Origin of the sequence: Paludisphaera rhizosphaerae (assembly GCF_011065895.1) — a bacterium.
Classification (GTDB): Bacteria; Planctomycetota; Planctomycetia; order Isosphaerales; family Isosphaeraceae; genus Paludisphaera; species Paludisphaera rhizosphaerae.
The window spans coordinates 72680-86326 of sequence record NZ_JAALCR010000002.1 but is presented as its reverse complement, the minus strand read 5'-3'; the positions used below and the strand labels follow the sequence as shown (position 1 = coordinate 86326).

Genomic DNA, 13647 nt, shown 5'->3' with positions numbered 1-13647 from the left:
GTCGCGCCGGCCCCTTCGTCCGCGTCGGTCTTGGAACCCAAGGAGAACGCATGGCCAGTCGTCGTCGAGGCAAAGGTCGCCGGAAGGTCGGTCGCAAGAAGCGCCGGATGCGCAGCCGGATCCGGCACCGCAAGAAATAAGCTGGCGGCGTATCCAGTCCCCGCAGCAGCCGCCTTTAGGACGACGCCTCGCTCCTGCCGGCCGGTCGCAGTTAGGACTGCCGCCGCCCTCTCTCCCGAGACATTCGCGTACAGCCTCGCCCCGAGCCTTCGCTCGGTGCCGAGGCTGTTTGCGTTGAAGCCGGTCGCGCCGGGCGTTTGCATTCTTCCGAACCGAAAATCGCCGTGGCGGGTTTTCGGAGGAGTGGTTTGGGGCGTATGATTGGGACGAACGCGGTGATGCGGACACGTCGCCAGCCTTTGCGGAGGAGGAGAGCCATGGACAAGCACCCGGACCATCGGCCCTCGGTGGACCTCCTCGAATCGACCCATTCGTTCCCCGGGACGTATACCATCAAGGCGATCGGCTCGGCCGAGGGCGACTTCGCCGATCGGGTGGTGGCGGCGGTCTCCGAGCACCTTCCCGCGGCGTCGGATCTGGATTACTCCGTGCGAGGAACGAAGGGAGGTCGGCACATCGCCGTCACCCTTCATCTCACGGTCCAGAACGCCGAACAGGTCCGCTCGATCTACGCCGCGATTCACGGCGTCAGCGGCCTGACGCTTCTGCTCTGACCACGTCGCCGGACTTCGGGAACGCCATGACGGCCAGCCCATCTTCGCCCCTCTGGCTCGACCTGTCGCAATGCGACGACCCTCGTGACGCGGTGCATCAGGCGGTCGCCTGCCTGGCGCAAGGCGGCGTCGTCGGCCTTGCGACTGAGACGGTTTACTGCCTGGCCGCCAGCGCCCTCAACCCGAAGGGCGTCGCTCGGATTCGCGCCCAAAGGGGAGACGCCGAACCCCGGCCGCTGACGATCCTGGTCAAGGGCGCCGACGAGGCCGCCGACTGGATCCCAGGACTGCCCGATGTCGGCGCCCGACTCGCTCGCCGGTCCTGGCCCGGCCCGCTGGCGCTCGTCTTCCGTCGTCCCGGCGCCGAGGGCCTGTTTGCGCGCCTTCCGGCCGACGTCCAGGCCATGATCTCCCCGGAGGGAGACGTCGCGTTACGGTGCCCAGAAGACCTGTTCATGCGACACATCCTCCAGTTCTGCCCGGCTCCGCTGGTGCTCAGCCTGGTGCGCAACGCCGATCTCACTCCCGCCACGACCGCCGAACCGCTGCGCACCATGAGCGGCGTCGACATGGCGGTCGACTCAGGCCCGACGCGGCTCGGCCGAGTCGCCACCGCGGTCCGGATCGACGAGGATCGCTGGACGATGATCCGCGAAGGCGCCATCGACGAGGGGACGCTCACAAAACGCTCCGGGATCATCCTGGCCTTCATCTGCACCGGAAACACCTGCCGAAGCCCCATGGCCGAGGCGATTTGCAAGGTGCTCCTCTCCCGCCGCCTCGGCTGTCCGATCGGCGAGTTGGAGAAGCGTGGATTCCTGGTCGTCTCCGCCGGCGTGGCGGCGTCGCACGGCGCCCCAGCCGCATCGCACGCCATGGAGGTCCTCCGCACGATGGGGGGCTCGCTCGACGCCCACCGCAGCCGTCCCGCCACCCTTGAGCTGGTCCGCCAGGCCGATCACCTCTTCGCCATGACCGGCGACCACCTCGACGCACTTCTCGACGCCGCCCCCGACGTTGAACCATCCGCTCGACTCCTGGACCCGGAAGGGAACGATGTTCCCGATCCGATTGGTTCCGACCAAATCACCTATCGCCGCACCGCCGAAGCGATCGAGCGGATGCTCATCCATCGCCTTAATGAGCTTGGACTCCCCCCCGCTTCCATGCTCGCTTGACACATCTGTTCAGAGTCTTCTGGCTTTACGACGAGCCATGCGAGATTATTTGGATGGATTCTGGATTTTGCGCTTCACTCCTTGATGGCGTGCGTTATATTAAGTCCCGATCCTAAGCTTGAATTCTCGCGTTGATTTGAGTGATACGACCGGGTCGCCGCCCCATGGCAGGGGGGGTTAGTCGGAAGTGTCGTTGTGGGATGGAACCCTCAGACTCGATCGCATGCACACGACCCTGGACAACCGCAATTAATCCAGACCAGCGTCGGAGTACCCTCAGTCGTTCGCGCGAAGACCGATCCGGTCGTCGCCTCAGGCTGTCTCCGCCCCTGTCGGCCCTAAGCGCCGGCGTCGTCTCCACCTCTCGATCGCGTCAATTCTTGAGGACTTCGTCATGCCACAGCCGCTTCCCCGTACGATCGGGCTGCCATCGGCCGCCCGGCCCGCCCTTGCCGAGGCCCCGCCCCTGAACAGTGTGGCGGAGGCCGTTCAGGAGTTGATGGAGCGTCTCGCGGAGCTGAAACCGCTGAAAAACTCGCGCCCGCAGGGGCGGACCGTTCGACGCTATCGCGATTCGGAATTCAGCTACATGGAAGTCGTTCTGCCGGGTTTGGAGGGGATCGAAGCCGACATCTGCATCCACGACGGATGTGTTTTCGTCCGGGTCGCCCGCTGAACGCCGACCTTCGTGGAACGGGCTCAAAGCCCTGACCATGCACCCGCCGATGACGGCGAGGGCGGTCGGGCTTGCCAAGGCGAGGGGGAAAGTTGAGAATGGCCGGGCCGTAGCCGGTCTTTCGTCGCTGCCTGCGCCGGGCCGGGATGGGGCCGCGGTCGCATAATGGAGTGGCGAGATGGCCGTGGCGGTTCTCGGTCCCGAGGCGGAGTCTGTTGGAGGCCCGGAGACGGCCGTCCATCGCCTGGGTCGACACGTCTTCGACAAGGTCGCCGAGGTCGGCGACGTCGCCTCCTTCTCGTTCAAAACTCTCAGTTGGGTCGCCCGGCGTCGTCCGCGATGGTCGGTGATGGTGCCGATCTTCTACGCCGTGGGTGTTCAGAGCGTCTCGGTCGTCGCGATCACCGGCACCTTCATCGGCATGGTGCTGGCCGTCCAGGCTTACGACCAGTTCAAGCTGATGGGCCTCGCGACGAAGATGGGCTCGGTAATCAACAGCTCCCTCGTCAAGGAGTTGGGGCCGGTGCTCGCGGCGACGATGCTCGCCGGCCGCGTCGGATCGTCGATGTCCGCCGAGTTGGGGACCATGAGGGTCACCGAACAGATCGACGCTCTTCGAGCGTTGGGGACCGACCCGATCTACTACCTGGTGACGCCCCGATTCCTGGCCTGTCTCCTGCTGATCCCGCTGCTGACGCTCATGGCCGACTTCATGGGGGTCATCGGAGGAGCGGCGATCTGCACCCAGGTCATGGGGGTTGATTCGTTCGCCTACTGGGCGAATTCGCGAGCCTTCGTCGAGGGTCTGGACATCCTCTGCGGCGTCCTGAAGAGCTTCTTCTTCGGGGCGGCGATCGCGCTGATCAGTTGTCATCGCGGCTTCAACTCCAGCGCTGGGGCCGAGGGAGTGGGCAAGGCCGCGACCGAGGCCTTCGTCTTCTCGTTCATGGCGATCCTCTTCCTGGACTTCGTCCTCGGCCTGGCCTGGAATACCGCCTACCGTTCGATCTGGCCGCAAAGTACGGGACTGCTATGAGCGAGCCGGGAATGGACCTGATCGAATTCCAGGACGTCTCCATCCAGTTCCGCCATCAGCGCGTTCTGCGAGGTCTGAACCTGACGATCCGCCGGGGCGAAACGGTCTGCGTCATCGGCGAGAGCGGCTGCGGCAAGACGGTCCTTCTGAAGCTCATCATCGGGCTGCTCAAGCCCACCAGCGGTCGGATCCTCTTTGAGGGCCGCGACGTGGCCGCAATGACTCCGGGAGAGCTGGTCAAGCTTCGGCTCCGCTTCGGCTTCCTCTTCCAGATGGCGGCCCTCTTCGACAGCCTCAGCGTCTACGACAACGTCGCGTTCGGCCTCCGCGAGCACTCCGTCTGCGGCGAGGACGAGGTCGCCAAGATCGTGGCCGAGCGGCTGCAGGACGTCGGACTTCCCCAGGGCCTCGAACGCAAGAAGCCTGCCGAGCTTTCCGGCGGCCAGCGCAAGCGCGTGGGCCTCGCCCGGGCGCTGGCCCTGGATCCCGAGGTCATGCTCTACGACGAGCCGACGACGGGCCTGGACCCGATCATGACCGACGTCATCAACGAGCTGATCCTCCAGACCCAGGGGGGCGGCCACAAGACGGGGATCATCGTCACCCATGAGATGCGCACGGTGACCAAGGTCGCCGACCGCGTCGTGATGTTCTTTCCGCTCGCTCGGCTGGGTCGGGGCGAGCCGCAGTTGATCTACGACGGCCCTCCCCAGGGTTTGGAGGACGCCCCCGACTCGCGCGTCCGCCAGTTCGTTCGCGGCGAGGCCGGAGAGCGGCTCCGCGAATTGGCGGCCCAGAATCGAGCGGAGAGCTGAGAGCCGAGGCGCCGAGAAGGATTCGAGGTTGCTCATGAACGAACGCGTCATGCAGTTTCGGCTCGGGATGTTCGTCATCGTGGCGGGCCTCGTCTTGACCATGCTCGTCGTCTGGTTCGGCGAATCTCCCCAACTCCTCCGCGAACGCGGATACATCCGCGTCCACTACTCGGAGGCCCCCGGCGTGCAGCAGGGAGTGGCCGTCCGCAAGAGCGGCATTCGGGTCGGCGAGGTCGTCGACATCGTCTTCGACGACCGACCGAACCAGCCCGACGGCGTCCTGGTCACCCTGGCTCTGGAAAGCCAGTACAAGATCCGCAAGGGATCGATCCCCAAGCTGACGCGCTCGCTCATCGGCGACGTCACGGTCGACCTCCTTCCCGGCGAAGGCGAAGGCCTGCTGGAGACCAGTTCTTCCCCCACCGACGCGCCGATCATCGAGGGCGAAGTCGCCACCGATCCCTCGAAGGCGCTCCAGGCCGCGACCCGCGTCTTCGAGAACGCCGGCGACACCCTGAAAACGATCCAGGAAGCCGCCGCCGGGCTCTCCAAGCTCTCGGCCAGCGCCGGCAAGCTTGACGGGTTCCTCGACACCTGGAGCACCACCGGCAAGGATCTGTCGACGGCCTCTGTCGGCATCCGCAGCTTCATCGACGAGAACCAGGCCGGCGTGAAGAAGACGCTGAAGAACATCCAGGAGGTCTCCGACAGCCTCAACAGCACCCTCGACGCGCCGACGCAGGACGCGCTCAAAACGGCGATCGCCAAGCTCTCAACCGCCTCCGGACGCCTCGACGGCGCGCTCGCCGACGCCTCCCCCTTGATGAAGGACCTGGGCTCGGCCGTTGATCGGACGCCGACGACCGACCTCGGCCAGACGATCCGCCGAATCAACCGGATCGCCTCCGACATGGAGTTGCTCTCGAACGCCCTGCGCAACAAGCAAGGAGGGCTGAACACGGCGGGCTCGCTCCAGCGACTGCTGACGCAGGGGGACCTGTACGAGAACCTCAACACGATGGCCGTCTCCGCGAATCAGGCCCTGGCCCAACTCCGCCTGGCGCTTGTCTCGTTCCGCGAGTTCGCCGACAAGGTCTCGCGCAATCCGGGGGCCATCGCCAAGGGCGCCTTGCAACCCTGAGCCTTACGTCAGGCCCTTCGCCGCCGACTCCCCCGCCAGCCAGCCCGTGCTCCACGCGGCCTGGAAGTTGTAGCCCCCGATCCAGCCGTCGACGTCGAGGACCTCACCCGCCAGGAACAGCCCGGGCGCGATCCGACTCTCCATCGTCCTCCCGTCGACCTCCGCCAGTTCGACGCCCCCCGCCGTCACCTCGGCCTTCTCGTAACCCAACGTGCCGACGACGGGCATCGCCAGCCCCTTCAACGCTGAGGCGAGCCGTAGCCGCTCGTCCCGTGAAAGGTCCGGCCCCGTTCGTGACCGAGGGATCCCGCACTCGTCCAGGATGCACTCCGCCAGCCGATGCGGGAGATCCGCCGAAAGGATCGACGCGACGGCCGACTTTCCTTTCCGAGCCCCGGCCTGAAGGCGTCGATCGATTTCCTCACGGGCGACGTCGGGAAAGAAGTCGATCCGAAGCTCGCGCCGATCGCCAGCGTCGGCCGCCGCCTCCCGGCTCACGTCCATGACCGCCGGCCCGCTCAAACCGGCGTGGGTGAAGAGGATCGCCTCGCGACGCTCCAGCAGCTTGCTCCCAGACGAATCGTGAACCGAGACCACGACGTCCGGCAGGCTGATGCCGCGAAGCTCCGTCGCCCACGCGGTTCCGACTTTCAAAGGGACGAGAGCCGGGCGCGGCGGAACGATCGTATGTCCGAACGCCTGGGCGATCGCGTAGCCGTCCCCCGTCGTGCCGCAACCGGGATACGATCGGCCGCCGATGGCCAGGATCACCCGCCCCGCGATCAGCGCCCCAGTTGGCGGCTCGATTCGGAACCCGTCATCGACTCGCTCCAGTCTCTGGACGGGACTGAGATATCGGACCTCAGCCCCCGAGCGCTCCAACCGCCTCATCAACGCTGCCAGAACGTCGACGGCCCTGTCCGATGCCGGGAAGATCTTGCCGTTAGCCTCGACCTTCAGCGGGACTCCCTCCTCCTCGAACATGGCGACGGTCCGGTCGACGTCGAACTTTCTTAGGGCCGGACCGAGGAACGCGCCCGCCGCGGGGCTGAAGGCGGCCTGGATCCTCCGAACGTCGCCGCGTTTGGCGACGTCGATCGCCGGGTCGACGGGACCAGTGATCCGGCCTCGGTTGTACAGCCCGCCGACGTTGGTCACGTTGCAACGCGTGCCGCCGGACATCAGGATCTTCACGCCGGGTTTGCGGTTCTTCTCCAGGAGAACCACGCGAGCCCCACACTCCGCGGCCCGCGCTGCGGCCATCAAGCCGGCGGCCCCCGCGCCGAGGACGGCCACGTCATACCGAAGGGGGTCGGCCTCAAGCGACATCGCAGGGGCTCCCCGAGAGGCACTCCGGCCGAGATTCGCGTTCGACGCAGGTTCCGCGAAAGGAAGCCGGCGATTGGGTTCGTTCCGCCGCGACATTAATCCAGGCCGATCGCCGCAAGCCTTTTAACAATTGAGTGTAAGAGCCGAATCCACCCCTTCGCCGATTGGGTTCGCTCGTCCACTTTTTGACCACGACTCGCCGATCGGCAAGGAAAGCGGAGAGGGCCTGAGCGCCATGGCTTCGCTTGCCTGGCACTGCGATCGGCGAAGGCTGTGGAAACGCCTCAGACCGGTGGCTGAGGTCGACTCGCATCCCGAAGCGGGCCACTCCTCCCTCAACACCACCGACGGAAAACGAATCTGGGTGCCATCGCCACGCCAGCGTGGCGATGGCACTCGTTTCCAGTCGGTCATCCTGAAATGGCCTTTGGTGGGTTCTGGTGGTGGCGAGTGAGAAGCGTTCAGATCGAACGAGAGCCGCATCTCTGTGGCGATGCTGGGGCTCTCGCCCAAGCGGGTTCGTTTGCGAGTCCCAACGCCCGCCCCGGTTCGTCGCAATTAAATATTCTAACATGACTTAGACTTCGGATTCCGCGAATCGAGCTTGGGTTCGTTCGACAGCTTCGCAGGGGCTTTTCATTCATCCTAGCCTTCGTTCCGCAGCAATCGGCAAGGCTGGCGTGAGAAGCTTCCACGTCGCGGACGATCGCAATCCACGACGTCGCCGAGGAGAGTTCCCGCGCCTCAGATAACTAGGGTTTCTATTCTCGCATTCTGTGCGATGAATCGGGGATGCTGAACGCGCTCCCGGACTGATTCCGCCGATTCTTCCGGTGACGACAGCCTAATGCGGAGCGGCTTCAAGAAGAGCGGCCAGTCGTTCCCTGACGCTCGGAGGAGCGGTGATTCGCACGGTTCTGCGGGTTGGATCGACGGCCTGAAGGGTGATCCACCAGGCGTCGGGGGGGAGCGAGTCGGGGACGCGGTCGGCCCACTCGACGAGACAGACCCCCCCGGCCGACCAGTAGTCGGCCGGCCCGAGATCCTCGAAGGCGGCGGGGGAGGGGAGGCGGTAGACGTCGAAGTGGTAGACGGGCATCGTCCCCTCGTACTCGTGAATCAGGACGAAGGTCGGACTGGCGATGGCGTCGGGGTCGACCTCGAGCGCCTCGGCGAGTGCCCGGACGAGCCGCGTTTTCCCGGCTCCCAGGTTTCCCACCAGGCCGATCACCACGCCTGGGCTCACCACGTCGGCCAGAGCACGGCCGAGCGTTTCGGTGTCGGCCTCGTCGTTGAGGTCGATCCCCAGGTGGTCGTCGCCATTGCGAATGTTCATCGGACGTCGGCCTCCCGGAAGTGGTCGAAGCCCCGGGGCTCGACTGACGAAACACGGCCGTCGACCGATCTGAGGCGGACGCCAGGCTCGCGCGTGATGACGCCCAGGCGATGCAGCGTCAAACCCTGGGGCGGACTCGTCGACAGACGGTCGGCCGTTTCGGGAGGGACGGTGAAGCAAAGCTCGAAGTCCTCGCCGTCGTTCAACGCGTGAAGAAGCGGCGGAGCGCCGTCCTCGTGTGCCATGTCGACGGCGTCGGCATGAATCGGTACGGCCGATTCGTCAAGGACCGCTCCCAGGCCTCCGCTCTCTTCAAGGATGTGCCCAAGGTCTGAGGAGAGGCCGTCGGACAGGTCGATCATGGCGTGGATCGGGCCCGCCTTGAGCAAGGCCCCAGCTTCGTCCACGCGCGGCTCGGGACGCAGGTGGCGCCCTCGGAAAAGGCTGCCACCGAGCGGACCCGTGACGAAGACGACGTCGCCGACCTTCGCCCCGGACCGCCTCGCCGGTTCCAGATGCGAGGTCTCCCCCAACAGGGTGACGCATACGACGAGCGGGCCGTCCCAGGCGTTGGTGTCGCCGCCGATGATGTGGACCGAGAACCGGTCGGCCATGCGACGGAGCCCCGCGTCCAACCCTCGGGCGATCGCCACGGTGTCACGCCTCGGCAACGCGACGGCGACCGTCGCAAAGCGGGGAGTCGCGGCCATCGCGGCGACGTCGGAGATGTTCACTCCCATCGCCTTGTAACCGGCCGCCTCCGGTCCGTCGCGGTCGAGGATGAAGTGGCGGCCGTCCATCAACATATCCGTGGTCACGACCGTATAGGGATCGCGAAAACGGACCGTTGCACAGTCGTCGCCGATGTCGGCGACGACGCCTTGCTCGGCGGTGAGCGGAGAGCGTCGCGAGCGGATCCAGTCGATCAGACCGAACTCGCCGAGGGGTTGGTCACTCACAACCGGCGCTCCTCCGGGAAGCTGCCCGCGCACCGGCGAGGAAGCCGCGCGCCACTTGCTCGGCCGCCGCCCCGAGCAACTCCGAGGCACGGGCCATCGCGTCGTCGAGATCCATCGGCCCGGGAAGGATCGGGAAGTAGGCGGTCAGCCCAGCGTCCAGGCATTCCGCCGCCCCTTCGCCGATCGAGCCGACCAGGGCGAAGCAGGGAACGCCATGCCGCCTGGCCACGCGCGCGACGCCCACCGCCGTCTTGCCGAAGGCGCTCTGAGCGTCGAGCGAGCCCTCGCCGGTCAGGCAGAGATCCGTTTGTTGCATTGCCTCGTTGAGCCCGACGGCCTCGACGACGAGGTCGATCCCCGGCCCAAGCTTCCCGCCCGCGAAGGCGACCAGTCCGCCGCCAAGCCCGCCGGCCGCGCCCGAGCCGGGGAGATCGGCGATCCTGGGTCCCAGATCGCGCGCGACGACTTCGGCCAGACGTGCGAGGTTGGCGTCGAGACGCGCGACCATCTCCGGGGTTGCGCCCTTCTGAGGGCCGTAGACCGCAGAGGCGCCCTTCGGGCCGCAGAGGGGATTCGTCACGTCGCAGGCGACGGCCACTTCGATGCCTTCGAGGGCCTTCGCGCCGTCGCCCGGTTCGATGCGGTCGAGGTCCGCAAGCGCACCACTGCCGGGGCCGATCTCACGGCCCTGGGCGTCGAGCAGGCGGTAGCCGAGCGCCTGAGCCATCCCCGCGCCGCCGTCATTGGTCGCGCTGCCGCCGATGCCGACGATGATGCGACGCGCCCCGGTTTTGACGGCCTCGCGGATCAATTCGCCCACGCCCCGGGTCGTGGTCTTGCCCGGGTCGCGACGTTCTTTCGGGACGAGCACCAGCCCCGCCGCCTGGGCCATCTCCACAACGGCTGTGTGGCCGTCGCCAAGAAGTCCGTAACGGGCCTGTACCGGCTCGCCGAGCGGGCCCGTGACGCGGGTCACTCGAAATTCGCCTTGGGTGGCCGTCACCAGTGCCTCGACGACGCCTTCGCCGCCGTCGGCCATGGGAACGCTCACAATCTCCGCCGAGGGGTCTGCTGAGCGGACGCCTCGGGCGATCGCCTCGACGGCCTGGGAGGCCGTCAGGCTCCCCTTGAACTTGTCCGGGGCGATCAAGAACCGCATCGATTTCCACCCGCGCCGAAGGCGATGCGGCGTCGGGTGTCGACGCCCGTCATCCCCTCCAGTTTGGGCGCGCCCGACCGGCGGGCGTCAAGCGCTGACCGCCTGCATGAGCCGCTCGGCTTCGCGCTCGCTCGGCAGCTCGAAGCAGATCTCCTGACGCTTGATGGAGACGCTCGACGGGGCCTCGATGCCGATGCGGACCTGATGGCCCTCGATCTTCGCGACCACGATCCGGATGTCCGAGCCGATCTGGATGGCCTCGCCCGACTTCCTGCTCAGGACCAGCATGACTTATCCTCCGTGTTGGGTTCTTACGAGTTTGATCGGATTCGGGTTGCGTCCCGCGACATTCTCCAGAACGTCTCGGGCTCGATGGTGTGACTTAAAGCACCTCACATGCCAAGACGTCGCGAACGTTGCGATAGTTCGATTTCTTCTGAGATTTCGCAGGAAAAACTGGAGTCTAGACGGCTTCTGCATGGCCGCGTCCGTGACGGTCAAGCCGGATTTCTGTAAGATCGCCCGGACAATTGCAAAAGTTACCTCCAGAAAAGGGCGAGGACGGGTGCAACAGGCCGCGACGACGCTACGTGACGACTCCACGCCGCCTGGCGGCAGTCTGCCGGCGTGGAGCGTCGGGTTTGTGATCCTCGCCCTTCTCATCTGGCTGACGCCGTTCAGTCTGGGAACCGCGATGCCCGTCGGCGGCGACGCGACCCAGTTCTTCCTGGGCCTGATGGCCACCCTCTCCTCGGCCCTGGCCGAGCGCCGGCTCCCCGTTTGGAACGACCTATGGGGCTACGGCTTCCCCGGAGTCGGAGAGAGCCAGATCGGAGCCTTCTACCCGCCGCACGTCGTTCTGTACGGGTTGCTGAGCGTCGAGAGGGCCTACGTCCTCAGCCTGGTGTTACACACGCTCTGGGCCGGCCTGGGGGCCTGCTGGGCGGCCCGCGTGTTTGGGGCTGGTCGATTGGGTGCAGGTCTGGCGGGCTTCGTATACGCGGCCTCGGGGTTCTTCGTCATCCACATGCCGCATCCCTGGGGGTACACGACCGGATCCTGGACGCCCTGGGCCTGGGGGTTGGCGTGGTTGATCCTCAACGGGGCAGCCCGGCGACACGATCAACGGCCTTCCCCCCTTGAGGGGGAAGGTGGCCCGAAGGGCCGGATGAGGGGGGGAGATCCAGGAGGCGCTGCGTCCGATTCGTCTTCAGATCCCCCACGCCGATCGTCCCTCTCATCTGACCGCTTCGCGGTCTGTCTTCCCCCTCCAGGAGGGAAGACGTCGGAACGATCGCACTTTCGCGACGCCCTGTTACTCTCCGCCGTACTGGCGATCCAGGTCCTCCCCGGCCACTTCCAGATCGCCTTCATGACGCAGGCGACGGTCGGCATGATGGCCGCCTGGAGGCTGCTCGAAACCCGGTCGATCCGATGCATCGGGTTGGTGATGCTTGCCCTGGCGGTCGTGCTGCCGATGGCCGCCGCCCAGGTCTGGCCGACGGCCCGACTGGCGGGGATGGCCGCGGATCGCCGGGATTACGAGTATCTCTCCGGCTTCGCGGCGACGCCCTTTCACCTGATCAGCCTGGTCGCGCCCAGGCTCTTTCACGGCTCGCCGCTCTGGCGACCTCTCGTTTGGGACCCGTTCCATACGTCTCCCGAGGAGTATCTGGCGTACGTCGGGATCGCCCCGCTGTTCCTGGCCCTGATGACGGTCCGGCGCGAGTGGCGACGTGAGGCAGCCGTGCGCTGCCTCGCCGTGGTGGCGATCGTCACGCTGATCCTGAGCCTGGGACCATACGTCCCGGGCTTCGGCTGGCTGATTCGGCTCCCCGGCTTCTCGTTCTTCCGCGCCCCTGCACGATGGGGGCTGCCGATGTCCCTATCCCTGGCGATCCTGGCCGGCATCGGCGTCGACCGCTGGCGGACGTGGGCTCGGCCCATCTCCGGGTTGCTTCTGGGGTCGGCTGGGGCCTTGATCGGGATCGGGATAGTTCTGGGACTCATCGAGTTGGGCCTGATGACGACAGCCCCCTCGGCGGGCCGAGCCGCCGCAGGCCTGTTCGAGCGAGCGTTCGCGCTCCGCCCCTGGGAAGGCGACCCCGACTTCCGGAGCGTCGCAGCCCTGGCGCGACGGCCGACGGCCGATCCCCAGATTCCAGCGGTCCTGGAGCGAGCGGGCTTTCGGCGGTCGAACACCCCGCGGGACGTTCGATCGTTCGAACAGCGCCGGTTCGAGATCTACCGCGACGAGCTGTGGGCGTCACTGGCGATCCTGTCGGCCGTCCTCGTCGCGGCGACTCTGCCGCGGCTGCGACCCCACGTTCCGGCAATCCTGGTCCTGCTGACGGTCGTCGATCTGCTCCTGCTGGGCAGCCATCGCTACGTCGAAGTCGGTCCATTGCGGTCGCTGGCAGAGCAAAGCCCCGTACTGGCCCGGCTCGGCCGCGAGCCTCGGGGGACGAGGCTGATCGACCCGATGCGGAATCTGGGGATGGCCGCGGCGCAGGCCCCCGTCCAGGCGTATCGGACGCTCGACCTGCCGGCCCAGACGCTGCTGGGGAACGTCGCGCGAGGCTCGCTCGATCCCGGCCTCAATCGTGATCTCGCGCTCCTGGCGATACGTGCGACGGGGGCAAGCCTCCGCGTGCTTGATCCGATCGAAGTCGCCGCGATGCAGGCTCGCGGGATCAGTCCTCCTCAGCCGTATGAGACGATCGCCGATCCAGCCCTCGCCCGCTGGCTCTTTGGCGACGACTGGAACCCCGACCGGCTGCCCTGGGCGGATTCATTCCAGGTTCTGACGACAGCCGAGGCGCCTCGTGCGTGGTCCACCACAGACAGCCTTCCCGAAGAGTTCAACGGCGACCCGAGGACCGTCATGGGCGTTCTCGACACCGCTCGGCCGCTCGCCGCGAAGGCTCCTTCGCCTACGGAATGGGAGATCCACGTGGACTCGCCGGGAACTGTGATGCTCTCGGTTCTCTACGATCCACAGTGGCGGGCTTCGCTCGTCTCGCCGAACGGATCGGAGGATATCGCGAACATCCTGCCGGTCTTCCGGGTCGGGAAGGGGGGCGGCGCCTGGATCGGGGTGACCTGGAACCCCGGCGCTGAATCCGGCCGCGTTTTGCGACTTCGGTATGATGCGATCGACGTTCGACAGGGGCTGTGGGCCTCGGGAGCTTGCTGGACGGCCTGGACCTTGGCGATACTCTACGCAATGAGGCGTGAGCGCCGGGGCGCTCGGCCGGCGACGGTCTGAACCAGGAACGCGGGGA

At 66.5% G+C, this 13647-nt stretch carries 12 protein-coding genes; 7 read left to right on the top strand and 5 right to left on the bottom strand.

The window, feature by feature from the left end; genetic code table 11:
- Nucleotides 1-437 precede the first annotated feature (437 nt).
- From G5C50_RS02960 to G5C50_RS02935, 6 genes are all read left to right on the top strand, one after another.
- Nucleotides 438-734: a YbeD family protein gene (locus G5C50_RS02960; protein WP_165064712.1), complete on the top strand. Its 297-nt coding sequence runs from the start codon at nt 438-440 to the stop codon at nt 732-734.
- Between the two features lie 26 nt (nt 735-760).
- A complete protein-coding gene (locus G5C50_RS02955; protein ID WP_165064709.1) occupies nt 761-1912 on the top strand; it encodes a Sua5/YciO/YrdC/YwlC family protein in 1152 nt (383 codons plus the stop codon).
- 394 nt (nt 1913-2306) lie between these two features.
- Nucleotides 2307-2588 (top strand): hypothetical protein, encoded by a 282-nt coding sequence (locus G5C50_RS02950; protein ID WP_165064706.1) that lies wholly within the window; start codon nt 2307-2309, stop codon nt 2586-2588.
- A 184-nt stretch (nt 2589-2772) separates the two neighbouring features.
- The gene (locus tag G5C50_RS02945; protein ID WP_407673483.1) at nt 2773-3624 is read left to right on the top strand and encodes an MlaE family ABC transporter permease; all 852 of its coding nucleotides are present in this window, start codon (nt 2773-2775) and stop codon (nt 3622-3624) included.
- Nucleotides 3625-3635: 11 nt separating this feature from the next.
- The gene (locus tag G5C50_RS02940; RefSeq protein ID WP_240906933.1) at nt 3636-4439 is read left to right on the top strand and encodes an ABC transporter ATP-binding protein; all 804 of its coding nucleotides are present in this window, start codon (nt 3636-3638) and stop codon (nt 4437-4439) included.
- A 34-nt stretch (nt 4440-4473) separates the two neighbouring features.
- A complete protein-coding gene (locus G5C50_RS02935) occupies nt 4474-5580 on the top strand; it encodes an MlaD family protein (protein WP_165064697.1) in 1107 nt (368 codons plus the stop codon).
- Between the two features lie 3 nt (nt 5581-5583).
- Here the strand turns inward: G5C50_RS02935 and G5C50_RS02930 are convergent, their stop codons facing one another.
- The 5 genes from G5C50_RS02930 to csrA all read right to left on the bottom strand — a co-directional run bounded on the left by G5C50_RS02930 (nt 5584) and on the right by csrA (nt 10651).
- A complete protein-coding gene (locus G5C50_RS02930; RefSeq protein ID WP_165064694.1) occupies nt 5584-6909 on the bottom strand; it encodes a BaiN/RdsA family NAD(P)/FAD-dependent oxidoreductase in 1326 nt (441 codons plus the stop codon).
- Nucleotides 6910-7753: 844 nt separating this feature from the next.
- Entirely contained in the window at nt 7754-8245 is a 492-nt protein-coding gene (gene tsaE, locus G5C50_RS02925; protein WP_165064691.1) for a tRNA (adenosine(37)-N6)-threonylcarbamoyltransferase complex ATPase subunit type 1 TsaE, read from the bottom strand.
- Nucleotides 8242-9204, bottom strand: a complete 963-nt coding sequence (thiL, locus tag G5C50_RS02920; RefSeq protein WP_165064688.1) for a thiamine-phosphate kinase — start codon at nt 9202-9204, stop codon at nt 8242-8244. The genes tsaE and thiL overlap by 4 nt, the downstream gene beginning before the upstream one ends.
- Nucleotides 9197-10363: a glycerate kinase family protein gene (locus G5C50_RS02915; protein ID WP_165064685.1), complete on the bottom strand. Its 1167-nt coding sequence runs from the start codon at nt 10361-10363 to the stop codon at nt 9197-9199. The genes thiL and G5C50_RS02915 overlap by 8 nt, the downstream gene beginning before the upstream one ends.
- A gap of 87 nt (nt 10364-10450) precedes the next feature.
- Nucleotides 10451-10651 carry a carbon storage regulator CsrA gene (csrA, locus tag G5C50_RS02910; RefSeq protein ID WP_165064682.1) on the bottom strand — a complete coding sequence of 67 codons (201 nt, stop codon included), beginning with the start codon at nt 10649-10651 and terminating at the stop codon, nt 10451-10453.
- 277 nt (nt 10652-10928) lie between these two features.
- On the opposite strand from csrA, the gene G5C50_RS02905 reads away from it, so the two are divergent.
- On the top strand, nt 10929-13631 hold the full coding sequence (locus G5C50_RS02905) for a hypothetical protein (RefSeq protein WP_165064679.1): 2703 nt from the start codon (nt 10929-10931) through the stop codon (nt 13629-13631).
- Nucleotides 13632-13647: the final 16 nt, after the last annotated feature.